Raw genomic sequence first — 21,872 nt, forward strand, 5'->3', positions numbered from 1 at the left:
GGAGGCGGGCGCTACGTACAGGAGTAGGTAGTTGCCCCAACTAGCTTGGGATTCGGGCGCTGGATCATTCTATGGAATCCCCGCTTCAAGGACAGAAGAAAATCACCATGACCCACGATTCCGTATCCATCGTCGCTGCCGCCCATAGCCCTTTCGGTCGCCTGGACGGCCTGAACCTCGAAGACCTGATCGTCAAGGTCACGCGCGAAGCCCTGGCGGACGCTGCGATCGATGCAGCCGAGATCGACGCACTGTTTCTCGGCCACTTCAACTCCGGCCTGGTGTCCGATGGTTTTCCCGCCTCGCTGATGCTCCAGGCCGATCCCCAACTGCGCTTCAAGCCTGCCACCCGTTGCGAGAACGCCTGTGCTTCCGGTTCGGCGGCGATCCAGGCCGGGATCAACGCGATCCGCAGTGGCGCCGCCGAACTGGTGCTGGTGGTGGGCGCGGAGAAAATGACCAGCAACAGCACCGCCGAGGTCACCCGGGCCCTGGCTGGCGCCGGCTACCAGAACGATACGCGGGAGGCCGGCCTGAGCTTCGCCCAGTTGTTCGGCCAGGTGGCGCAGCAGTACACCGAGCGCTACCACAGCCCGCTGGCCTCGATGGCGGCGATCGCGGTGAAGAACCACGCCAACGCCATGGCCAACCCCCTGGCGCAGATGCACCGGTTGATGGATTTCGAGCACTGCAACAGCGTCTCCCAGAGCAACCCGCTGATCGCGCCGCCGCTGCGCCTGACCGACTGCTCGCTGATCAGCGACGGCGCGGCGGCGATCGTCCTGGCCTCGTCCCATCGCGCCCGCTCGATGCGGCGCCAGGTAGCGATCCGCGCCATGGTCCAGGTCAACGACCTGCTGCCCATGGCCAGCCGCGACGTGCTGGCCTTCGAAGGCCCGCAGCGGGCGATCCATGGTGCGCTGCGTGAGTCCGGGGTGACCCTGGGCGACCTGAGCTTCGCCGAGGTCCACGACTGCTTCACCATCGCTGAACTGCTGATCTACGAGGCCATGGGCCTGGCGCCCAAGGGCGAGGGGCACCGCGCCATCGACGACGGCATCGTGCGCCAGGGCGGACGCCTGCCGGTGAACCTGTCCGGCGGGCTCAAGGCCAAGGGACACCCGGTGGGGGCCACCGGGGTATCGATGCATGCCCTGGGCTTTGCCCAGCTGGTCGGCGAGCCCATTGGCCTGGGCGTGCCCGGCGCCGAATTCGGCCTGCTGTTCAACATGGGCGGCATGGCCGTGGCCAACTATGCCAGCGTGCTGCAAGCGGTCAGGACCTGAGGATGAATATCGCCCAATGGCTGCTCGATGCGGCCCAGCGCTGGCCGCAGCGCGCGGCGCTGTTCGAGGGTAGCCGGCAGGTTGCCGACTACCAGGCGTTTGCCGCCAGGGCCCGCGACCGGGCCCTGGAGCTGCGCCAACAGCATGGCATCGTCCCCGGCGAACGGGTGGCGCTGCTGTTGAAGAACAGCTGCGCCTATCTCGAACTGCTGTACGCCATCTGGTGGAGCGGGGCGGTGGCGGTGCCGATCAACCACAAGCTGCACGCCCTGGAGGCCGCCTGGATCGCCGGTAATGCAGGGGCGCGGTTGATCTACACCGACGACGGCCGGGTCTTCGACGGTACGGCGCTGCCAGAGGGCTGTCGCGAACTGGCGGTAGCGGCGGCCATGCCTGGGGAGGCGGCAGGTGCCGAGCTCCTGGAGCCCTGCCCGCGACAGGACAGCGACCTGGCCTGGCTGTTCTATACCTCCGGCACCACCGGGCGCTCCAAGGGGGTGATGCTGTCCCACGGCAACCTGCTGGCCATGTCCCTGTGCTACCCGCTGGATGTCGATCCGGTCTCGGCGGACGACGCGGTGGTCTATGCCGCGCCGCTGTCCCATGGCGCCGGGTTGTACAACTTCATCCACGTACGCTGTGGCGCCCGGCACGTGGTGCCGGCGTCCCGGGGCTTCCAGGCACAGGAGCTGTTCGAGCTGGCGCAAGAGCTGGGACAGGTCAGCCTGTTCGCCGCGCCTACCATGGTCAAGCGCATGGTGGAGCAGGCGCGGCAGCAGGGTTATGCCGGACAGGGCATCAAGACCATCGTCTACGGCGGCGGCCCGATGTACCTGGCGGACCTGACCGCGGCCCTGGATACCTTCGGCCCACGACTGGTGCAGATATACGGCCAGGGCGAATGCCCGATGACCATCACTGCCTTGTCCCGGGAGACCATCGCCGACCGTGACCAGGCCGCCTGGCCGGCCATCGCCGCTTCGGTCGGGCGGGCCCAGGCCTGCGTCGAAGTGCAGGTCCTGGATGCTTCGGGCCAGCCCCTGGCGCCCGGCGAACCGGGAGAAATCGCCGTGCGCGGGGCGCCGGTGATGCAGGGCTACTGGAACAATCCGCAAGCCACCCAGGCGGCCCTGGTGGACGGTTGGCTGCGTACCGGCGATGTGGGTTTCCTCGATGGGCAGGGCTACCTGACCCTGACCGACCGCTGCAAGGACGTGATCATTTCCGGCGGCAGCAACATCTACCCGCGGGAAGTCGAGGAAGTGCTGATGCAGCACCCCGGCGTGTTCGAGGTCTGCGTGGTGGGCGAGGCCGACGCCGAGTGGGGCGAGTCTGTGGTGGCCTTCGTGGTCGCACGCTCATCGGCGAGCCTCGATGAGCAGGCCCTCGGCCAGTGGTTCGTGGAGCGCATGGCCTCGTTCAAGAAGCCGCGCAAGTACCTGTTCTGCGCCGAGCTGCCGAAGAACAGCTACGGCAAGATCCTCAAGACCCGCCTGCGCCAGTGGCTCAAGGACCCTGCACAGGCACTGGCCGAGCTCTGACACAACTTTTTTCCATGGATAGCACCACGACAGGAGTCCCCGACATGGGCGTGCCACCTTCCAACTCCCGGCGCCAGCGGCGCCGGGCCTTCATCGGCGCCACTTCCGGCCACTTGATCGAGTGGTACGACTACGGCGTCTACGGTTTCCTCGCCCTGTACATCGGCAAGGCCTTCTTTGTCTCCGACGACCCCACCAGCAGCCTGCTGGCGAGCTTCGCTGCCTTTGCCCTGAGTTTCTTCATCCGGCCCCTGGGCGGCCTGTGCTTCGGTCCACTGGCCGACAAGATCGGCCGGCGCAAGACCCTGATCACCGTGCTGGTGCTGATGTCCGCTTCCACCTGCCTGCTGGGCTTGCTGCCGACCTACGCCAGCATCGGTATCGCCGCGCCGATCCTCCTGATCCTGATCCGCTGCGTGCAGGGCTTCTCCGCCGGGGGCGAGATCGGCACCATCACCAGCTTCATTTCCGAGTACGCCGGCCCGGGCCGCCGGGGTTTCGCCACCTGCTGGCTGATGGTCACCGCCGTGCTCGGGCTGTTGCTGGGCGGTGCCGTGGCCAATGGCATGACCTGGACCCTGGGCGCCGAGGTGATGCAGGACTGGGGCTGGCGCATCCCGTTCCTGATCGCCGGGCCCTTGGGCGTGATCTCGCTGTACATCCGCCTGAAGCTGGAGGACAGCCCGGAGTTCCTGGCCTTGGTCGAAGCGGGGCAGACGTCCAAGGCGCCGCTGCGCGAGGTCTGGCAGTGGAAGCGGGCCATCGCCCTGGTGTTCTTCATCATCACCCTGCACAGCTCGATCTTCTACCTGGTGCTGACGTTCGCCTCGACCTACATGTCCAACACCTTGAAGTTCGACAGCGGCACCACCTTGCTCTACGTGTTCGTCGCCAGCCTTGCAGCGGCGCTGGTGATGCCTTTCGGCGGCGCCTTCACCGACCGCTACGGTCGCAAGCCGTTCCTGATGGTGATCGGCGTGCTGGCGACCCTGGCCATGTACTGGTTCTTCAAGGCCGCGCCCACGGCGACCCCGGCCACGCTGTTCTGGCCGTTGATGGCGGTGGCGATCCTGTTCGGGTTGTATGCCTCCTCGACCTACGCGCTGATGAGCGAGTTGCTGCCGACGCGCGTCCGTTCCACCGGCATCGCGGTGGCCTACAACATCCCGGTGGCGGCGTTCGGCGGCAGTGCACCGCTGATTTCCACCTGGCTGATCAAGCTCACCGGCGACATCAGTGCGCCCTGGTACTTCTACGTGGCGACCGGGGTCGCTTCGCTGCTGGCCCTGGTGATCCTGCGCCAGGAAGACTTCGTCGCCTGTACCCACGATGCCCGCGAACAGCCGCGGCCGGCTTCTCGATTGCTGGCCAATTGAGGATATTGCCCACGGTTTTGCCAACAACTGCTTGAATTCACTCCGTGCCGGCGTGCCCGAGGCGCAAATACTACTAGGCTCTGGCGAGGCTCATATCCCGGGCCTTCAAGGCGATTCAGCAAGGGAGGGGGATAGACGCAATGGACGCATTGGCCGCAGCACGCCTTGGCGATGAAATCGCCCACGGTTTCGGGGTCGCGGCCATGGTCGCCGGGGCCGTGGCCGGGGCCGTGATCGGCGCGGCGATCATCGCCGCCACGGCGGCCACCGGTGGGGTGGCCGCGGTGATTCTCGCTGGTGCGATCGCCGCGGGCGGCCTGTCGATGTTCCAGATCGTCAAGGGCCTGAGCACCATCTTCAACCTGCCCGAGCCCACCACGGGGGTGCTGGTGGAGGGCAGCTTCAATGTCTATATCAACCAGCGCCAGGCAATGCGCGCCGGCCAGGACAGTTCATCCTCGTGCAGTGGCCTGCCGTTCAACCATCCGCCCTGGCCGTTTCCGGTCCTGATCGCCGAAGGCAGCGCCAAGGTCACCATCAACGGCAAGCCCGCCGCGCGCCTGCAAAGCAAGATGGTCTGTGGCGCGCATATCAAGAGCGGCAGCCAGAACACCCTGATCGGTGGTCCGAGCGTGCAGGTGGAGTTTGTCTTCGACCTCGAGAGCTGGATGCATACCGGCTTGGAGCTGCTGGGGCTGGGGGCGTTGATCGGAGCTGGGGTCCTGGCGGCTTTCGCCGGTCTTGCGGCCTTTGCCGGATTCGCCGCGCTGACCGGTGCGGGATTCCTCGGCATGGCCTTGCTGGGCGATCTGGGCGACCGCCTCGGGCCAGGTTACCGCGACCTGTTGCAAGGCGCGGCGGGCATGCTTTTGCTGGGGCTGGGGCCGAAGATGGCCGGGGGCAAGCGGCCGCCACCGCCTGCGGAAGCCTCGGTGTATCACGTCACTGACAGTCCGAAGAAGATCGACGGCGTGCTCAGCGGCATCGATCCGAAGTACCTCAACCCCAACAGCCGTTTCGGTGCGGCCTTCTACGTAGGTGAGAGCCCCAGCACACCCTTGGCAGAAATGGCTCACCACGGCGTCAAGCCGACCCACGGGATTCGTTTCAACGTCGATGCCAGCAAGGCCAAGGTCCTGGACCTCACCGATCCGGCGATCGCCAAGGAGTGGGGCTACAACGGTGGCCCCATCACCTCCAAGACCCAACAGATCGGCATGGACGCCAAGGACCAGGGTTACAATGTGATCCGCTTCGGTTCCGAGCGCGACCCTGGCGGGGTCAACCAGGCGGTGCTGGATAATTTCAACGAAATCCTTTCTCCCCAGATAGTCACTCCGGTAGAACCATGAAGTTTTATTTGTATACCTACGTTTGCGCCGACTGCGGCCACCGCTTCAAGGCTCCCGAGGTCATGCCCGGCAGTTATGGCGAATTCCTGATGCGCAGCATCAACGGTGAGACGGTATGGCTCGATGGGCCGAACGACGAAACCTATAGCGAGGTCGATGGGTTGCTGGAGCAGTTGCTGCAAGGGCAGGGCGTCAGTTCCACGCGCCGTGCTGACCTGCTGCGCCGGGTGTTCGGCGTGGCCTGCGATCCCGATTCCAAGGGCCAGCCCTTCAGCCTGCTGATCAAGCCCAGGTGCGGCCAGTGTGCCAGCGTGAACATGGATTACTGGGAGGGCACCGAGCCGCCGGAGTACGTCGATTGCGATTTTGCGCTGGTGCAGCATCGCCAGTGGCGGCAGTTGAGCCAGGCACAGAAGCTCGACCTGCTGCGCCAGATGTTGCCGGCGCCCAGGCCCTAGGCCGGCGCCACAGGCCGTACGTCGCGACCAGTCGGCAAGGGCCGCGGTCCTGGTTTATGGTGTGCGACGGCGCTGGACCCGCCCGGGTCCGGCAGCCTGAGCCTCCAGCCAGGGACAGCGGCCTTGAACCCCCATCTTTTTCATTTCTCCAGCCAGGCCTATCCGCCGGCGCAACGCTTCGAAGTGTGGCGCGACGAGGTCAACGCGATCTTCCAGATCGGTATCGAGCAGGCGCTGGCGCCGCGCTTCAACTACCAGTTGAGCACCGGCTACGCGGGCTCGATCCTGATCGGTTGCGGCTCCTGGGTCGGGGCTGGCGAGCCGGTAGCCTATGGTGTCCGCCGCCCGCAGCAGATGATTCGCCGCGATGGCCTGGACCACCTGTACCTTTGCCTGGGATTGAACCATTCGTTGCACGGCATGGCTGGCCGGACCCCATTGCAGGCCGGGCCTTCGAGCATCTATGTGCTGGACCTGGCCCGGGAGCTGGACTCGCAGATCATTGCAGGCGACACGGTGATCCTGACCCTGGCCCGGGACCTGCTGAGCCCACGCATCCGCGCCGCCAACCTGCATGGCAGCCTGGTCCGGGGCCCCTTGGGCAGCCTGCTGGGTGACTACCTGCGTAGCTTGCGCCGGCAACTGCCGTCGTTCCATGGTGAAGAACTGGCTGCCGTCGAGCAGGCGACCCTGGCCATGGTCAGTGCCGCGTTGGCGCCCAGTGCCCAGAGCCTGGCGGAGGCCGAGGGACCGATCAATCGCACGTTGTTGCAGCGGGTGCGGCGGTTCATCGAGGCGCACCTGCGCTCGGCCGAGCTGAGCCCGCAGTTGATCTGTCGCGAGGTGGGTATTTCCCGGGCCCAGTTGTACCGGCTGTTCGCCGAGGAGTCGGGCGTGGTCGCCTATATCCAGCAGTGCCGCCTGGACCGGGTGCGGCGGATCCTGGAAAGCCCCCTTGGCGCCAACCAGCGTATCTCGGCCCTGGCCTTCGACCATGGCTTCAAGAGTGAGTCGCACTTCAGCCGGGTGTTTCGCCAGGCCTTCGGCTATTCACCCCGGGATGCCCGCGACCGGCGCCCGGCCACGCTACCTGCCAAGGCTGGAGCCGTGAGCGTCGAAGGTCCGGGATCGCTGCTCGAGGTACTTGATCGACTCGACACCCAGGTGCGTTTGAGACGCTGAGCACAGTGTTGGAGACTCACAGGACAATCGGCGCCGAGGGCCGCTGATAGCATCTTTTTCGCCCATTCCCCAGGCCGGGCCGCGCCGTGCGGCCGACCGCGAAAGGAATCCCCTAGGTGAGCCGTTCATGGGACATGAAGGCTCCTGGATACGTGAAGAGGATGTTATGAAACTTCGACTGATGTGCATCGCCACCCTGGCCCTGGTCTCTGCATGCAATGGCAATGGCGGCCTGAATATCCCTGGCATGGCCCAGGGCACCGGACCCCAGGCGCAGATCTACGATGCATCGTTCGCCAAGCGCAACTTCGTGGTCGGCAAGACTTCGCTGGACGATGTGCAACGCCTGTGCGGCGATACCCCGGAAAAGCGCTATGCCTCCGATGGCAGCGAGTACTGGACCTACCGCAGCGATGTGAACAGCGGCGGCTATGCACCCGGACGCTCGACCATGCAGCAGATGCTCGCCAAGGCCTGGAGCCATGTGCCGTCCAATGAGGTGACCGGCGCCGCGGCCAACGAATACAACCTGGCCACGGGGGGCAATGGAGTGGTGGCCGGCATGACCAACCAGCTCATGGGCAAGCCCACTGGCCCGGCGCACATGCTGCAGTTGTACTTCAAGCAAGGCGTGTTGCAGTCCTACAGCTTGAATTGAAGTCGCTGCTTGCCAGGCTGCCCCGGGAATGAATTATCATACGCTGTATGTTTATTCTCCAGAGGCACCGCGACATGGCATTCGGCAAGGTATTCATCGCCACTTCGGTGGACGGCTTCATCGCCCGCGACGACGGCAGCATCGACTGGCTGCCGCCTGGTGAACCCGGGGAAGACCATGGTTATGCGGCCTTCATCGACTCGGTGGATGGCATCGTCATGGGGCGCAGCACCTACGACACGGTGCTGGGGTTCGAGCCCTGGCCGTTCACCAAGCCGGTGGTGGTGATGAGCCGCACCCTGGGGCCCGCCGATGTGCCGGCGCACCTGGCCGATCGGGTGCGCATCAGTGGCGCCGAACCGGTGCAACTGGTGGCGCAGTTGCAGGCCGAGGGCTGGCGCCAGGCCTATATCGATGGCGGTACGCTGATCCGGGCTTTTCTCCGGGCGGGACTGATCGGCGAGATGGTCCTGACCCGGGTGCCGGTGCTGATCGGCAGTGGCCGGCCGCTGTTCGGTTCCCTGGAGCAGGACCTGCGCCTGCACTGCCTCGATACCCGGCAATACGCCAATGGCCTGGTCAGCAGCCGCTACCGCGTGCAATCCCCATCGCGGGGCGATCGTCATGACTGAGGTACGCAAGCGCAGCGGGCGCCCGGCTGCCGGCCGGGCCCTGACCCTGGACCAGGTGCTGGACTGCGCTCTGGTACTGCTCGAGGAGCTGGGCCCCCAAGGCTTCGGGATCCGCGCCCTGGCCCGGCAACTGGACATCACCCCGATGTCGGTGGCTTACCACGTGGGCGACCAGCAGCAATTGCTGCGCCTGCTGGTGGAGCGGGTGCATGGCGTGCCGCTGCCCGAGCCGGCGGCGCAGGCCGCGCCGATGGAGCGGGTCCGATGGATGCTCGGGCACTACATGGACCGGGTGCGCCTGCACCCGGCGCTGACGTTGTGTGTCCTCGGCGATCCGCAGCTGTTCGGCGGCTCGCTGGCAGCCTTCAGCGACCAACTGCGTGTTGAAGTGCAGCGCTTCGACGCCGAGCCCGAGCTACTGTTCGATCTGCTGGTGGACTACACCCACGGCCACGCCCTGGCGCTGGCCTTGGCCGGGGAGGGCGCGCCACCGCTTGCCGGGGCCTTCGAGGCCGGCCTGCGGCGCCTGTTGCGCTGAGGCCCAGGCGCTACCGGGAGTGGCCGTTCCTGGCGCCGATGCCTGGCCTGCGCATCGATGCACTCTTCTTCACAGAAAATCACTGAGTTGCGACAGATTGCAACGGATGCCCTGGGGATACTGGCCAGGCTCCGAAGGAGCATGAAGGACCGTCACGTGAGAAGAGGAAGACATCCATGCGTTCAATGCTTGCAACCTTGTTGCTCTCCCTGGGGAGCACGACGCTGGCCAATGCCGCGGCGACCCCGGCGTTTGACCAGGTGTTCCGCGATTTGAAGCCGGACCAGCCCGGCTGCGCCGCGGGGGTCATGCGTGATGGCAAGGTTATCTGGAGTGCCGGTTACGGCATTGCCAACCTGCAGACCGGTGCGCCGATCAAGACCGATACTCTCTTCAACCTGGCCTCGGTGTCCAAGCAGTTCACCGCCTTCGCCATTCTCCAGCTCGAGGCCCAGGGGCGCCTGAGCCTGGACGATTCGGTCCGGCGTTTTATCCCCGAGTTGCCGGTATACGCCCAGGACATCAAGATCCGCCACCTGCTGCACCACACCTCAGGGCTACAGGACTACATGTTCCTGGCCGAGCTGGCCGGCATCGGCTACTCCCAGCGCTTCACCCAGCAGCAGGCGCTGCAGATGCTGTTCAAGCAGAACACCGCGATGTTCCCGTCCGGGGTCGAGTTCAGCTACAGCAACAGCGGCTACATGCTGCTGTCCAGCATCGTCGAGCGGGTTTCGGGCATGTCGCTGAAGAACTTCTCCCAGGCCCATATCTTCAAGCCCCTGGGCATGACCCGCACGAGCATCGTCGACCAGTACCCGCTGCAATTGCCGAACCTGGCCGAGAGCTACGAGCAGGACCCCAAGACCAAGGCCTACACGTTCGCGGATGTGCGCTGGGAGCAGACCGGCGATGGCCAGGTGCACAGCACCGTGGTGGATGTGATGCGCTGGATGCGCAATTTGTCCACGGGCAAGGTCGGGGGCCAGGCCCTGTCGCAGAAGATGCGCCAGACCGAACCGCTGGCCGACGGCGACCCCGGCTACTACGCCATGGGCGTCGGCCTCTCGCGTTATCGCAGGTTCGATGAGGTGTCCCACAGCGGTGGCTGGGCTGGCTACAACACCCATGTGGCCTGGTACCCGAAGATGGAGCTGGCCACCGTGGTGCTGTGCAATTCGCCGGTCCCGGATGCTTCGGCGCGTGGCTATGCGCTGATGGACGCGGTGCTGGGCTCGCCCAATCCGTCCCCGGGCCACGATATCCCGCCGCCAGTACCCAGCATCAGGGCCGTTCCACCGGCTCCGTTGAACGTCCTGGTGGCCGGTACCTACCTCGACGACTCGGGGCATCAGTTCCAGCTGCAACGCAGCGACAACAGTTTCACCCTCAATACCTTCCCCGACACGCTGGCGTTGTCCCGATTGAGCGAGCACCTGATGGCGGCCGATAACGACGGCTCGCCGATCTACCTGGCTGCGACTTCGGGAGCGCGCATCGTGTCCACCAATCCGGCCTCGACCTACACCCTGGCCGCCCCCTGGAAGCCCCAGGATATCCAGCGGTATGTGGGGATCTACAAGTTGCAGACCTCATCCGGGCAGCTCAAGGTCTACCCCAAGCAAGGCAAGCTCTACATTCGCATCGGCAAGCACACCTATCCCATGCAGCCGCTGGCGGCAGAGCGATTCAGCGCCCAGGACCTGGGGGTGATCCGCTTCGAGCAGGATGGCCAGGTGCTGACCAGCAGCCTGGCGCGCAACCTGCGGTTCGTGCGCGCCAAGGCCAAGTGATCCTGGGTATTGCCTGCCGGCGCATCCCCTGGATGCGCCGGCTGCGCACCAGCAGCCAGAGCAGGTAGAAGCCGCCCACCTGGGTTTCGTATTCCGTTCCGGCGTCAGTCAGTTGCTTGAATAGGCGACGCTTGGAAAACGGCTCGGGTTTGCCACCTCGGTGGCCTGGTGTCCGGGCAAGGGGCCGCCCTGAAACTGCGCCACCACCTGTTGCGGCGCCATGGAGGTGGTTTCATCGCCGCGCCGGGCTGTTCGGCAAGCGCTATAGCGCCAGCATCTTCATGGAGCGCTGCAGGAACAGGGCCGAGGCCGGACGGTTACCAGCGGTCGAACAGCTGCTTGACCTGGCGCGCCTCACGGCAGTCGTGCAGGGCCTGGCGGAAGCGCTGGTCGGCGAACAGCCGGGCGGTTTCGGCCAAGAGATCCAGGTGCGACTGCTCGGCAGGGGCCGGTACCAGCAGCACCAGGATGTCGCGCACCGGCTGCTGGTCGGGGGCGGCAAAGGCCATGGGCGCCTGGGGGCGCAGATACAGGACGTGGATCGCGTCCAGTTCCTCCAGCCGCGCATGGGGCAGGGCCACGCCCGCGCCGATGGCGGTACTGCCGGCCTCCTCGCGACGGGCCAGGCTCGCGGCCACCCAGTCGCCCGGCAACTGCCAGGTATGTTGCATATGCTGGCCGATCTGCTGGAACAACCGGTGCTTGTTCGACGGATTGACGGCAAGGAGGATGTCCTCCTCCTGCAGGTGCATGGCCAAGTTACCCATGGGCTTCTCCAGGACAGGCGGGCGCCAGCGGCCCGGCTCAGCTTCCATTCAAGCGTATTCACGGCCGGCTGGCAGCCAGGGTGCGGCAGTCTTTACGAAGTTTTTAGGTTGCCACGAATCCACACGGCTGCCCATGAACCTTCAGCGCGGCATGATCAGCAGGCTCTGTACCGCGACACCGCAGGGACCCTGGGTGTCGTACAGCTGGGTAATGGTCTGGCCACAACCGCTGGAGACGATCGAGGTCGAGGCCTGCAAGCCGATCCACTCGCCCGCTGGCAGTCGTGCGAGATGTAGCGACAGGTCGGCATTGGCGAACGCAAAACGGTCCGCCGGCAGCACCCAGCTCAGGCCATTGCCGAAGTCGGCGGCCGCCGCGATCCGCATCGCCGCCGAGGTCGCGACACCGGCCACCAGCGGCACCTTCAGGCGTAGCCAGGCCGCTGCCGGGCCAGGTTGGGCAGGGTCGCCCCCTGCGACCCGTCCCTCCATTGCCGTGTAGTAGAAAGAGCGCACTTCGGGCAAGCCGGGGATGCGCAACGGGCGCGGGCAATCTTCGGGAGGCGGAAGCCTGTTGATCGCCGCACGTGGCAGGTCGGACGGCAGCGCAAGGGTACCGGCGCGTACCAGTAGCCCATGGGCCCTGGCCACCCGCTTGCCATTGGCGCGGAGGGTGATTTCGACCCGCGCACTGGCTCGGCCGGTTTCGAGTGTCACGTCCGTCTCCAACCTGTCGATGGGCACCGGTCGGAGCAGTTCCACTGTCAGCCGTGCCAGTTGCCAATCGATTTCGCTCGGTGCGGACTCGACCAGGTGGGCCAGCAGCCCGCAGGGCGCGCCGCCATGCTGGGCCCGCGAATCCCATGGACCACGGGCGAGTTCGGTGGCACGCCAGGTCGAATCGGTCTCCCGGATGAAGATGCAATCGTCGGGATGAATGTCATGCATGGGCTATCTCGCAGGACGTTTGTGGAATGTGTCCTGGCAGGTCGAACTGCGCCGCCCAACGACGGAACCCCATGATCGGGCCATCACTTTCGGCAAGACCGGGGCGCTTCCAGCGCACCTTGTGTTCCCAGATCGGCACATCCTGGCTGACCTGGTCGATGGCTTCATCCACCAATGCCAGGCTCATGTCAGGTGCATCGATACCTTGCAGGCGTGCCATCAAGCCTGCCTGGAACCAGCCAAAGCCGAGCGCTGCATCGCCGAGTCTGCGCATAAACCGTCTCCTTGCCCGGGCTTCGGGCACATGGAATGGAACTGCGTTCAACTGCATCGGGATAAAGGGGACGGTCAGCGTACTGCGGGTGGGACGTCGATTGCTACAAAAAATGAACTGTGATTCAATTCTTGCATGTCATATCGACGCACAACGAAGGTCGAGGAGCGCCTGGCCCAGACGCGGGAACGTATCGTGCTGGCGGCGCTTGACCTGGTCGCTGAACATGGTTACGGCGGCACCACCATGCCGTTGGTGGCAGGGCTTGCCCAAGTATCCACCGGCCTGCTGTACCAGTACTTTCCCTCGAAGACCGACCTGTTCGACGAGGTTTTCCGACGTGCCTCCCAGCGTGAGATCGATGCTTGCGCAGCGGCTGCCGCTACCGAAAGCGCGGCGGCCGAGCGCCTGGCCGCGGTCATCCGTACCTTCTCCCATCGCGCGTTGAGCCGGCCACGCCTGGCATGGGCGCTGCTGGCCGAACCGGTGGCGCCGGTGATCGATGAGGATCGCTTGCGCTTTCGCGAGCCCTACCGCGCGATTTTCGCCACGGTCATCGAGGACGGCATCGAGACCGGCGAGTTCCGGGTGCAGAGCGCCCATACCAGCGCGGCAGCCATCGTCGGCGCCTTGGCCGAAGCGATGATCGGGCCCTTGGCCCTGGGCATTCTCTCCAGGCGCGCGGCTCAACGAGTGGTCGACGATATCGTCGGCTTCTGCCTGGCGGCGGTGCAGAGCCACGGCGCCGCGAGGCAAGGCGCATCGACCCGTTCCAGCGGTGCCCGGAAGGCGCCGGGATCCACCCCGGCAACACCTGGCAAAACAAGGGCGACACGGACCTCCAAGACGAACCCCGGCAAGACCTGACCCGCTGAGACCATCGGGCGCTTGGCGTCCGGCGCTGGTGCAGCGAAGGAGAGCATCATGTGCGAGTTCATCCAGCCTTCCCCTGTCTTTTCCAACCGTTTCCATAGCGATCGTACGTTGCGCTATACCCTGGAGCGCCTGCTACCGCCGGATATCTTCGCCATGGCGAGTCCAGACCTGACGCGGATGGGCGAGCGAGCGGTGGATGAGATTCCACGCTTGGCCGAGGCGGCGGAGCGCAATGAACCGCGCCATGTGCCCTATGACGCGTGGGGACATCGAGTAGATCGCATCGAGGTCGATGGCGCCTGGGATCGCCTGGTGGCGATCGGACAAGAAGAGGGGTTGGTCGCGTTGCCCTACGAGGTGCCCTACGCGCAGTTCACGCGAGTGGTCCAGGCCGGCCTGGTCAACCTCTACGAAGGGGCCGGGGCCGTAGCGGCGTGCCCGCTGGTGATGACCGATGGCGCGGTACGTTTGTTGTCGCTGCACGATGCCGATCTCGCCGCACGCTATCTGCCGCACCTGTTGGCCCGTGACCAGGGGTGGACCTGCGGCCAGTGGATGACCGAGAAGGAGGGCGGTTCCGACATCGGCCAGGCTTCAACCATCGCGCGCCCCCTCGGCGACGGCACCTGGGCATTGAGTGGCACCAAATGGTTCACTTCGGCCGCGACCTCGCAGGTGGCGCTGGCTTTGGCCCGGCCCGAAGGCGAAGCGCCCGGCAGCAAGACCCTGGCGCTATTTCTGCTGGAGTTGCGCCAGCCTGATGGCCAGTGGAACCACATTCATGTGCGGCGCCTGAAGGACAAGCTCGGCACTCGTGCCCTGGCTACCGCCGAGGTGGATCTGCAAGGCACGATCGCCCGGCCGGTGGGCGGGCTCGACCGGGGTGTGGGCAAGATCGCCGACCTGCTCAACGTTGCGCGGTTGTGGGCTTCCTGGGGCGGCCCGGCGGGGGTTGGGCATCTATTGATGATGGCTCGTGACTATGCGGGCAAGCGTCGGGTATTTGGCCAGTGGTTGCGGGACCAGCCGTTGCATCGCCAGTGGCTCGCACGGATCGGCGCCGAGTACGAAGCGATGCTCGCGCTGAATTTTGAAACTGCGCTGGCCCTCGGCCGGCATGAGCAGGGCCAGGATGCGTCCGGCCTGGCTCGCCTGCTGGCGCCATTGAGTAAGCTTGCCTGTGCAAGGCAGAGTATCTGGGCCGCCAGCGAGCTGGTCGAGAGCTTCGGAGGGGCCGGTTACCTGGAAGACACGGGGATTGCCCGAGTGCTGCGCAATGTGCACGTTCACTGCATCTGGGAAGGCACCACGTCGGTGTTGGCCCACGATGTGCTGCGGGCCTTGCACGGCACTGATCTTGGCGCGGTCTTTCTGGCCGATATCGAGCGGCGCCTAGTGTCGGCCGGTGCTGCTGCGGCGCCTGTCGTAGGGCCGATTCGCCAGGCCTGCCAAGCATTGCGGCAATTGGCCGGCGCAGCCGAAGAAAGGGATGGCCGCCGCCTGGCCTGGGGCATGGCGCGAACCTGCCAGGCGGTGTTGTTGCTGGAGGCGGCGATCTGGCGCCAGGTCCGCAAGTCGGACGCCAGCGGCTGGACTGCATTGCAGTTGTTCATCCAGCAACCGCTGGTGCCCCCCGCGCTACCTGTGAGCGACGCCGAGCTGGGCGACCTGGCCTTCGGTACTGTCGCTGGCGGCTAGCAATCCATTGCCAATGTTGAACATGGGCCGGGGTGTCACGAGTTGGCGGTGCGGTGTTGGGGTGGTTTTCACAGGGCCTCCAGGAACGCCTTCAGCGCCTTCAGTTCGACCCGGTCCAGTCCCAATACCTCGAATTGCGTCGACGTCACGGGAAACAGAGGGTCCTGCAATTGCGCACCCTTGGGCACGGGCCTGGGCATGCCTGCGTTGTAGAACAACAGCACCTGATCGAGGCTGCTGGCCAGCCCATTATGAAACCAGGGGCCGGTATGGCTCACGAGTCGCAGGGATGGCGTGCGAAAGCGCCCGACATCTTGCGCCAGCCCGGTGACCTCATAGCGGCCGAGGTCTTCGCGGCGACGTCCATAGAAGGTCAGGCCGGCATTGTGGAAGCGGTTGTCCTGCAGTGCCGGACCGAAGTGGCAATTCATGCAGCGGGCCTTGGTGCGAAACAGGTGTAGGCCTTGTAACTGCTGGTCACTGAGCGCCTTCGCCTGCCCCCGCAGAAAACGCTCGAAGGGGGTACGTTGGGCAACCCGCAGCAGATCGCGCTGGTAAGTCGCCAGTGCCGCCGCCACCTGCTCGGCACCCAACGCCTGTCCGGGAAAGGCCTTGGCGAATTGCGCCGGATAGTCCGTGCTGTCTCGCAGCCGGGCCACCAGCTGCGTGACGCTGAAAGCCATCTCCTTCGGGTCGACGACCGGCATCAGGGCCTGCATCTCCAGGCTGGCGGCGCGCCCATCCCAGAACAGATGCTCGGCCAGGCCGCTGGCCACCAGGCTCGGCGCATTGCGCCGGCCCGCTGCACGGTCATGCCCGAAGGAAACGCGACGCCCATCGGCGAATGCCAGGTCCGGCTCATGGCAAGAGGCGCAGGCAATCTGCCCCGAGCGCGACAGGCGCGGGTCGAAGAACAGCTGGCGGCCCAGATCGGCCTTCTGCTGCGTGTAGGGGTTGTGCTCCGGCGACGGCGCACGCTCGGGCAAGGGTCCCAGCTCTTGCCAGGCCACGCCGGCATCCACCTGGGGCGCCGGCCACTGCGCGAAGGGGCGGCTGTACGCCTCGCGCAGGCACGCCACTTCGCTCAGTGCGCAGGCCAGCCCTGGCTCCGATTCAATCACCAGCAGGATGCCGATCAAGGCCACAAGACTCTTCAGGTGGCGGCGCATTTCAGAACGCGTACCCGACTTCGAGCCAGTACTGGCGGCCCACCTCATAGGTCGAGACCGAGTTGCTGTTGATCGTCTGGTTGGCATTGACCGACTTCTTGTCGAGCACGTTGAACACGTCGACATTGATGAACACCGTCTGGTCCCTGGCGGTGGGAATACGCCAGCCCAGGCGGGTGTCCCAGGTCAGCGCGGCCTGGAACTTCTGTTCTTCCCAGACATCCACCGAGGTCCCCATGTAGTCCACATTGCGCCCCGTGTCGCCAATGCGCTTGTAGCCGGCGCGATAGCGCCAGAAGTTGCTCCACTGCAGGTTGGCTTGGGGGATCTCGGTGATGGTTGTCAGGCGGGCCGTCCAGGGCCGGTTGAAGTTGCTGGCAGGCCGGTCGTCATAGTTGATGAAGCTGCCTTGGTACTGGATGACGTTGTTCTGGTAGTACAGGTTTTCAGCGGCGACGTAGGTCGGCGCCGAGGCCTTGCTGTCGGTCCAGTTGAGCGCCAGCTGCCCCCCGGTCTGGGTGCCCAGCAGTGTCCAGCGCTGCAACGGCGTGACCGTCAGGGTGTAGGTGTCGGTCTCGCTCTTGCCGTCGTTGGTGTAGGTGGTGTAGTTGCTCGCCAGCGCCGGGTCTGTGGACGGCTCGCCCAAGGTCCTGCCGGATACCTGCACCACCTGGTCGCGGCCCTTGCGATTGACATACTTGAGCGCGTATTCGATCCCGGCCCATTGCTGCACCACGCCCAGCATCAGTTCATCGTCGTAGGGGATGTCCAGCTGATTGAAACGCACCTGGTTGGCGGCGTTGGACTTGACCACCCAGGGCTTGTCCAGGCTGTCGCGGGTTTCGTTGAAGCGCAGGCGGTTGCGCCCGTCCTGCAGTTGCCAACTGCTGACGCTGCGCCCGTAGTAACGGTTGACGCCGGCATTGAGCAGGGTAGTGCGGTCACCGAACAGGTCATATTCGAGGGAGAAGCGCGGCGCCCAGGTGGTCTTGTCCATGTAGTCGTCGGTGTCCATGCGCACGCCCGGGCGCAAGGTCAGTGGGCCGATGGTGATCTCGTCCTGCAACCAGCTGCCCCAGGAGGTCGTGGTGAAGTCGAATTCGCCGGTGGCGTAACGGGTACGGCTTTTCATGTATTGCCCCGCCCAGCCGTTCAGGGTCTGGCCCATGTTGCAGGCGACGTTGTCGGTAACCCCGGCGCTGTTGGTGCAGGTTTTGGTGGCCGCGGGAGCAACATAGGTGCTGCTATCGGTCAGGCGCTCATAGCGCACGTACTGGCGGGAGAATTCGAAGCCGGTTTGCGGGCGATGAGTCATGCCCAGCCAGTTGACGCTGCGCCAGTCGGCATTGAGCTTGTATTGCCAGGTACGTTGTTGCTGCTCGATATCTCCCCAACCGCCTTCAAGGGTATTGGCGGTGGCCTTGTTGCCGATGCCCCAGTCCTTGGTGCTCGATTTGCGCCAGGTCCAGTAGTCGGCCGAATCCGACTGGCGGCTCTGTTCCTGGCCGCTCCACGCCAGGTTCTGTTCGACCCGCGCCAGGTCGCCATCCCAGAGGGTGCGCAGGTTCAGTTGGGTGCCGCCGGCCTTGTTGCCGTAACCCGAGTTGGCCACGTTGGCGCGAAAGTAGTGACTCTCCTCAGGCGCATGGGTCACGCTGGTCTCGACGGTGAGTTGGTCGCTGGCCCGCCAGACCGACTTGAGGAAGTAGTTGTCGATGCGCCGTTGCTGCTTCTCCTCGTGAAAGCCCATTTCCTCGACGTTGTTATAGGAGTAGAAACCCAGCGGGATCGTCGAGCGCTTCTGGCTGAAGCTGCCGAGCAGGCCGAAATTGTCGGTCAGGTGGCCCTGCAGCGTGCCGCGAATGGTGACCTTGTCGAACTTGGGCTGCTCGTCGGGGGAGCCGGAGTTCTCCATGCGCTGTTCTTCGCTTTCGTCGATGTGATATTTGGTCCAGGCGGAGCGGGTGGTCTGCACCGAGAACTTGCCGTGCAGCGCCTGGGACGGCGCACGGGTTTGTGCATCGATGACGCCGCCGTTGAAGCCGCCATAGGCTGCCGGGACGTTGCTGTCCAGGACCGTGATGTTCTCCAGCAGGTCGGTGTCCAGGGCCAGGCCCTGGCTGCGCCCCGGCACCGCGTCCAGCAATTGCACCCGGTCTTCTGCCGGATCGATGTCGTTGTTCATGTTGATGCCATCGATCAGGAAGGCATTCTGGTAGAACTGCGCGCCGTTGATGCTGATGTTGGCCGGGCTGATTTCGCCAGGGGTCTTGCTGCTGAGCTGGGCGTCGTCGAACTGCACGTTGGGATGGCTGCGCAACAGGCTGGTGATGTCGCCATTGCCGGCCGGCATCGCTTCGATCGTCGCGCGGTCTATACGGGTTTCCCCCTGGGGCGGCGTCCACTCGCCGGGGACCTTGGTGTTGCCCAGGCGCACCGGGTCTGCGCGCCGGTGGGTCGCACGTTGCACCATCAGCGCGTCGTCACTGAGGTAAATCCACTCCAGATGACTGCCCTTGAGCAGTTTCGCCAGCGCCTGATCGGCGCTCAGCTCGCCCTGCACCGCGGGAGCAGTCAGGTTGAGCAGCAATTGGCTCTCGACGCTGATCTGCAGGCCGGTCTGCTGTGCCAGCGCCATCAGTGCCGTACCTAGCGGCTGGCGGGCGATGTCGATGCTATGCCGGGTCCGCTGGTCACCGGCCAGGACCGGCAAGGACATCGCCAGTCCTACCGACAGCAATAATAGGCGCGCGCTGCGTCGGCAACCGTGAAGACCTTCTAGGTGGCGAATGGACATGCTCTGGTGAACTCCCCGCTTGGTGCGAATGATCCGCACCTGTTAATGAGAATATTTACTATTAACTGGACGGGGCAATAAACGAACGGCGATCGAGAACTTCCAGAATTTTTTGAAATTTATTTTTCTACCGGCGCTCCAGGGGTTTCTCGGATAAGGGTGAGGTAGGGCCCCCAATGCGTGAGATGCCCACGAAGCGGAGCGATGGCCAGTTGCAGCGCGCTGACCGGCGAACGCAGGTTCAGCGAGGCGGTGACGCGCCGCTCGCCCAGGGCCCGGTCGGCCAACAGCAAGGCGCCGGGATAGTAGTCCCGCAGTTGTTCGATCACCTCGCGCAGGGGCCGGTCGTTGACCACCAACTGCCACTGGCGCCATAGCGCAACCTGGTCCGGCGCTAGCCGGTTGCGCTGCGGTGGACTGTGGTCCAGGCCCAGGCGCAGGCTATCGCCGGGGCCCAGGGCAGGCACCGCGAGTTCGCCCCGGCCATCGCGAACCTGGACCGTTCCGCTTTGCACTGCCACCACGACGGCGTTGCGACCCAGGTCCACATCGAACGCCGTACCTATGACCCTGACCTTCACGTCCGCTGCCTGGACCGTGAACGGGCGTGAAGCATCGTGGCTGACTTCGAAGAACGCCTGCCCCCTGAGCAGCGTCACGCCCCGCGTACCTGGCTCGAAGGCCACCCGGATGGCACTGTCGCTGCCCAGTTCGACATGGCTGCCGTCGCCCAGGCTGATCTTCAGATGCTCGCCGAGTGGGCTGGCATGGTCGGTCGGCGGCGTGGGTCCTACCAGCAACAGCACACAGGCTGCCAGTGCCAGCGTTGCCAGCGCTCGGCCCGCCCAGCGATGTCGGCCCTGGGGCGGGGCCGAGGCTGGCAGCGGCCGAGGCACGGGTATCTCCGGCGGCTCCAGGTAACCACTGAGCAACCAGACTTTCTCGGCCTTGCGCCAGGCGGCAGCGTGACGCTCATCAGCGGCCAGCCAGCGTCCATGGGCCTGTTGCAGTGCCAGGTCATCCGGCGCGGCGCGGCATTGCAGCAGCCAGTCCATGGCCGCCTGCCACACCAGGTCGTCCTTCAGTGAGCCGGATACAGGTTGGGAGGAGGGGATATCAGTCATCGGCCAGATGCTCCGCACAGTGGGTCAGTGCGTCACGCACCAGTTGGTGCGCCAAGCTGGTGGAGATCTTCAACTCAGCGGCAATTTCCTGGAAGGTCTGGTGTTGCAGGCGATGCATGTAGAAGGCCCGGCGCGTTCGTTCCGGCAGTCGGGTCAGGGCGTCCTGCAGGAGGCGCAACTGGTCGCTGTGCAGCGCCTGGTGCTCCGGCGAAGGCGTGCTCGAGGGCAGTTCGCTGAGCAGATCGTCGCCATCGGGGTGGCGGTTTTCCAGGGTCGAGCGCCGCAGCAGGTCAAAGGACAGGTTGCGCACGATGCGGTACAGGTAGCCCACCGGGTTGCTCGGCTGGGCAACGCTATCGGCCTGGCCGCAGAAGCGCAGCCAGGCTTCCTGGACCACCTCTTCGGCTTGGGCCCGACAGCCGACAATCGGCGCCGAGTAGTCGACCAGCGCGGCACGGTGGGAAAGGTAGAGCTCGAGTTTATCGCTGGGATAAGACACGGCGGCGATCATTCAAGGTGGGATCAGGCTAGGGGGGCGAAATCTTATCTTTAATTGCAAATGCTTATCAACAGCGTTTGTACAGCCCTTGAGTGGATGTCGGATCGACCCGAGAGGAGGAGGGGGGAACTGCAAATGGCTGTATTGATCTGACAGTGAGCAGATGGCGAGCACTCCCGGCAAACTCCAGGAGCTGCCCAGGTTGTCGCCGCTGATCCTCGAGCAACTCAATATGCGTGGCGCTATTTCTTTGCTGTACCGCAGGAAATCGCCCGCGGTGAACGGCGGCCGTCATCCAGACGAAACCCAGCGACCCTCCCATTCAACGATCACATGAGCCGGGTTGCTGACGCTTACGGGTCTGTTCCATTGCTCCCTAAGCCCCGGTACTGGCCTGCATGGAAGACCAGCGGTTCTGCGCCGCTGTATCGGTACTGTTCGATCTCGCCAATGAAGATCAGGTGATCACCGCCCTCGTACTGGGTGACGTTGCGGCACACCAGTACTGCCACCACATCGTCCAGCACCGGGGCTCCCGCCTTGCCATAGGAATGAGCTACACCGGCGAACTTGTCAGGTGCTGCCCGGGCGAACTGCTCCGACAGGTGATGCTGGTGCGCGCCCAGTATGTTGATGGCGAAATGGCTCGCCGCGCAAAAAACCTTCAGGCTCGGTGCCTTGCGAGCCAGGCTCCAGAGCACCAGTGCCGGTGACAGCGACAATGAGGAGAACGAGTTGGCGGTCACGCCGATGTTTCGGCCGTCAGCGGTGCGGGTGGTGATCACGGTGACACCGGTCGCGAACTGCCCCAGCAAGTTGCGCAGTTCGCGGGCATCGTGGACATCGCAACCCTGGGCATCGAGCAAATCGAGAGCTTTGGTTTCGGTGGCAGCGTTCATGCTGA

Annotated in this window: 20 protein-coding genes; 12 read left to right on the forward strand and 8 right to left on the reverse strand. The window is 65.0% G+C overall.

The features are described from left to right. Positions 1–107: 107 nt before the first annotated feature. The 10 genes from AC3WK8_RS04165 to AC3WK8_RS04210 all read left to right on the forward strand — a co-directional run bounded on the left by AC3WK8_RS04165 (position 108) and on the right by AC3WK8_RS04210 (position 10,816). Positions 108–1,286: an acetyl-CoA acetyltransferase gene (locus AC3WK8_RS04165; RefSeq protein WP_085597928.1), complete on the forward strand. Its 1,179-nt coding sequence runs from the start codon at positions 108–110 to the stop codon at positions 1,284–1,286. A 2-nt stretch (positions 1,287–1,288) separates the two neighbouring features. Beyond that, entirely contained in the window at positions 1,289–2,827 is a 1,539-nt protein-coding gene (locus AC3WK8_RS04170) for a class I adenylate-forming enzyme family protein (RefSeq protein WP_085597929.1), read from the forward strand. Positions 2,828–2,871: 44 nt separating this feature from the next. Next, a complete protein-coding gene (locus tag AC3WK8_RS04175; protein WP_103324482.1) occupies positions 2,872–4,203 on the forward strand; it encodes an MFS transporter in 1,332 nt (443 codons plus the stop codon). A 140-nt stretch (positions 4,204–4,343) separates the two neighbouring features. Beyond that, a complete protein-coding gene (locus AC3WK8_RS04180) occupies positions 4,344–5,555 on the forward strand; it encodes a PAAR domain-containing protein (protein WP_085597931.1) in 1,212 nt (403 codons plus the stop codon). After that, complete coding sequence (locus AC3WK8_RS04185; protein ID WP_146043248.1) at positions 5,552–6,013, forward strand: hypothetical protein; 462 nt, start codon at positions 5,552–5,554, stop codon at positions 6,011–6,013. The genes AC3WK8_RS04180 and AC3WK8_RS04185 overlap by 4 nt, the downstream gene beginning before the upstream one ends. A gap of 123 nt (positions 6,014–6,136) precedes the next feature. Next, positions 6,137–7,195, forward strand: a complete 1,059-nt coding sequence (locus AC3WK8_RS04190; protein WP_103324484.1) for a helix-turn-helix domain-containing protein — start codon at positions 6,137–6,139, stop codon at positions 7,193–7,195. A gap of 166 nt (positions 7,196–7,361) precedes the next feature. Continuing rightward, a complete protein-coding gene (locus AC3WK8_RS04195) occupies positions 7,362–7,853 on the forward strand; it encodes a hypothetical protein (protein ID WP_124421342.1) in 492 nt (163 codons plus the stop codon). Positions 7,854–7,927: 74 nt separating this feature from the next. Beyond that, positions 7,928–8,485 carry a dihydrofolate reductase family protein gene (locus tag AC3WK8_RS04200; RefSeq protein ID WP_103324485.1) on the forward strand — a complete coding sequence of 186 codons (558 nt, stop codon included), beginning with the start codon at positions 7,928–7,930 and terminating at the stop codon, positions 8,483–8,485. Then, positions 8,478–9,023 carry a TetR family transcriptional regulator gene (locus tag AC3WK8_RS04205; RefSeq protein WP_085597935.1) on the forward strand — a complete coding sequence of 182 codons (546 nt, stop codon included), beginning with the start codon at positions 8,478–8,480 and terminating at the stop codon, positions 9,021–9,023. The genes AC3WK8_RS04200 and AC3WK8_RS04205 overlap by 8 nt, the downstream gene beginning before the upstream one ends. 176 nt (positions 9,024–9,199) lie before the next feature. Beyond that, complete coding sequence (locus AC3WK8_RS04210) at positions 9,200–10,816, forward strand: serine hydrolase domain-containing protein (RefSeq protein WP_103324486.1); 1,617 nt, start codon at positions 9,200–9,202, stop codon at positions 10,814–10,816. Between the two features lie 317 nt (positions 10,817–11,133). On the opposite strand, the gene AC3WK8_RS04215 is transcribed toward AC3WK8_RS04210, so the two are convergent. The 3 genes from AC3WK8_RS04215 to AC3WK8_RS04225 all read right to left on the reverse strand — a co-directional run bounded on the left by AC3WK8_RS04215 (position 11,134) and on the right by AC3WK8_RS04225 (position 12,805). Next, positions 11,134–11,583, reverse strand: coding sequence for a PTS sugar transporter subunit IIA (locus tag AC3WK8_RS04215; protein ID WP_022639380.1), 450 nt, complete (start codon positions 11,581–11,583; stop codon positions 11,134–11,136). Positions 11,584–11,724: 141 nt separating this feature from the next. After that, a complete protein-coding gene (locus AC3WK8_RS04220; RefSeq protein ID WP_103324487.1) occupies positions 11,725–12,531 on the reverse strand; it encodes a thioesterase family protein in 807 nt (268 codons plus the stop codon). Continuing rightward, on the reverse strand, positions 12,524–12,805 hold the full coding sequence (locus AC3WK8_RS04225; protein ID WP_103324488.1) for a hypothetical protein: 282 nt from the start codon (positions 12,803–12,805) through the stop codon (positions 12,524–12,526). The genes AC3WK8_RS04220 and AC3WK8_RS04225 overlap by 8 nt, the downstream gene beginning before the upstream one ends. Positions 12,806–12,940: 135 nt before the next feature. Here AC3WK8_RS04225 and AC3WK8_RS04230 point away from each other — a divergent pair, with 135 nt between their 5' ends. Then, a complete protein-coding gene (locus AC3WK8_RS04230; protein WP_103324489.1) occupies positions 12,941–13,672 on the forward strand; it encodes a TetR/AcrR family transcriptional regulator in 732 nt (243 codons plus the stop codon). Positions 13,673–13,729: 57 nt separating this feature from the next. Then, positions 13,730–15,379, forward strand: a complete 1,650-nt coding sequence (locus AC3WK8_RS04235; RefSeq protein ID WP_103324490.1) for an acyl-CoA dehydrogenase family protein — start codon at positions 13,730–13,732, stop codon at positions 15,377–15,379. A 68-nt stretch (positions 15,380–15,447) separates the two neighbouring features. On the opposite strand, the gene AC3WK8_RS04240 is transcribed toward AC3WK8_RS04235, so the two are convergent. From AC3WK8_RS04240 to AC3WK8_RS04260, 5 genes are all read right to left on the reverse strand, one after another. Next, on the reverse strand, positions 15,448–16,548 hold the full coding sequence (locus AC3WK8_RS04240) for a cytochrome-c peroxidase (protein WP_103324491.1): 1,101 nt from the start codon (positions 16,546–16,548) through the stop codon (positions 15,448–15,450). 1 nt (position 16,549) lies between these two features. After that, on the reverse strand, positions 16,550–19,267 hold the full coding sequence (locus AC3WK8_RS04245) for a TonB-dependent receptor (protein WP_178088002.1): 2,718 nt from the start codon (positions 19,265–19,267) through the stop codon (positions 16,550–16,552). A gap of 197 nt (positions 19,268–19,464) precedes the next feature. Further along, positions 19,465–20,469, reverse strand: coding sequence for a FecR family protein (locus AC3WK8_RS04250; protein ID WP_219738247.1), 1,005 nt, complete (start codon positions 20,467–20,469; stop codon positions 19,465–19,467). After that, a complete protein-coding gene (locus AC3WK8_RS04255; RefSeq protein ID WP_022639376.1) occupies positions 20,462–20,980 on the reverse strand; it encodes a sigma-70 family RNA polymerase sigma factor in 519 nt (172 codons plus the stop codon). Before AC3WK8_RS04255 ends, AC3WK8_RS04250 begins: the two co-directional genes overlap by 8 nt. A 341-nt stretch (positions 20,981–21,321) precedes the next feature. Continuing rightward, entirely contained in the window at positions 21,322–21,867 is a 546-nt protein-coding gene (locus AC3WK8_RS04260; RefSeq protein ID WP_085597940.1) for a flavin reductase family protein, read from the reverse strand. Positions 21,868–21,872 lie beyond the last annotated feature (5 nt).

It is taken from the genome of Pseudomonas sp. FW507-12TSA (genome assembly GCF_058781435.1).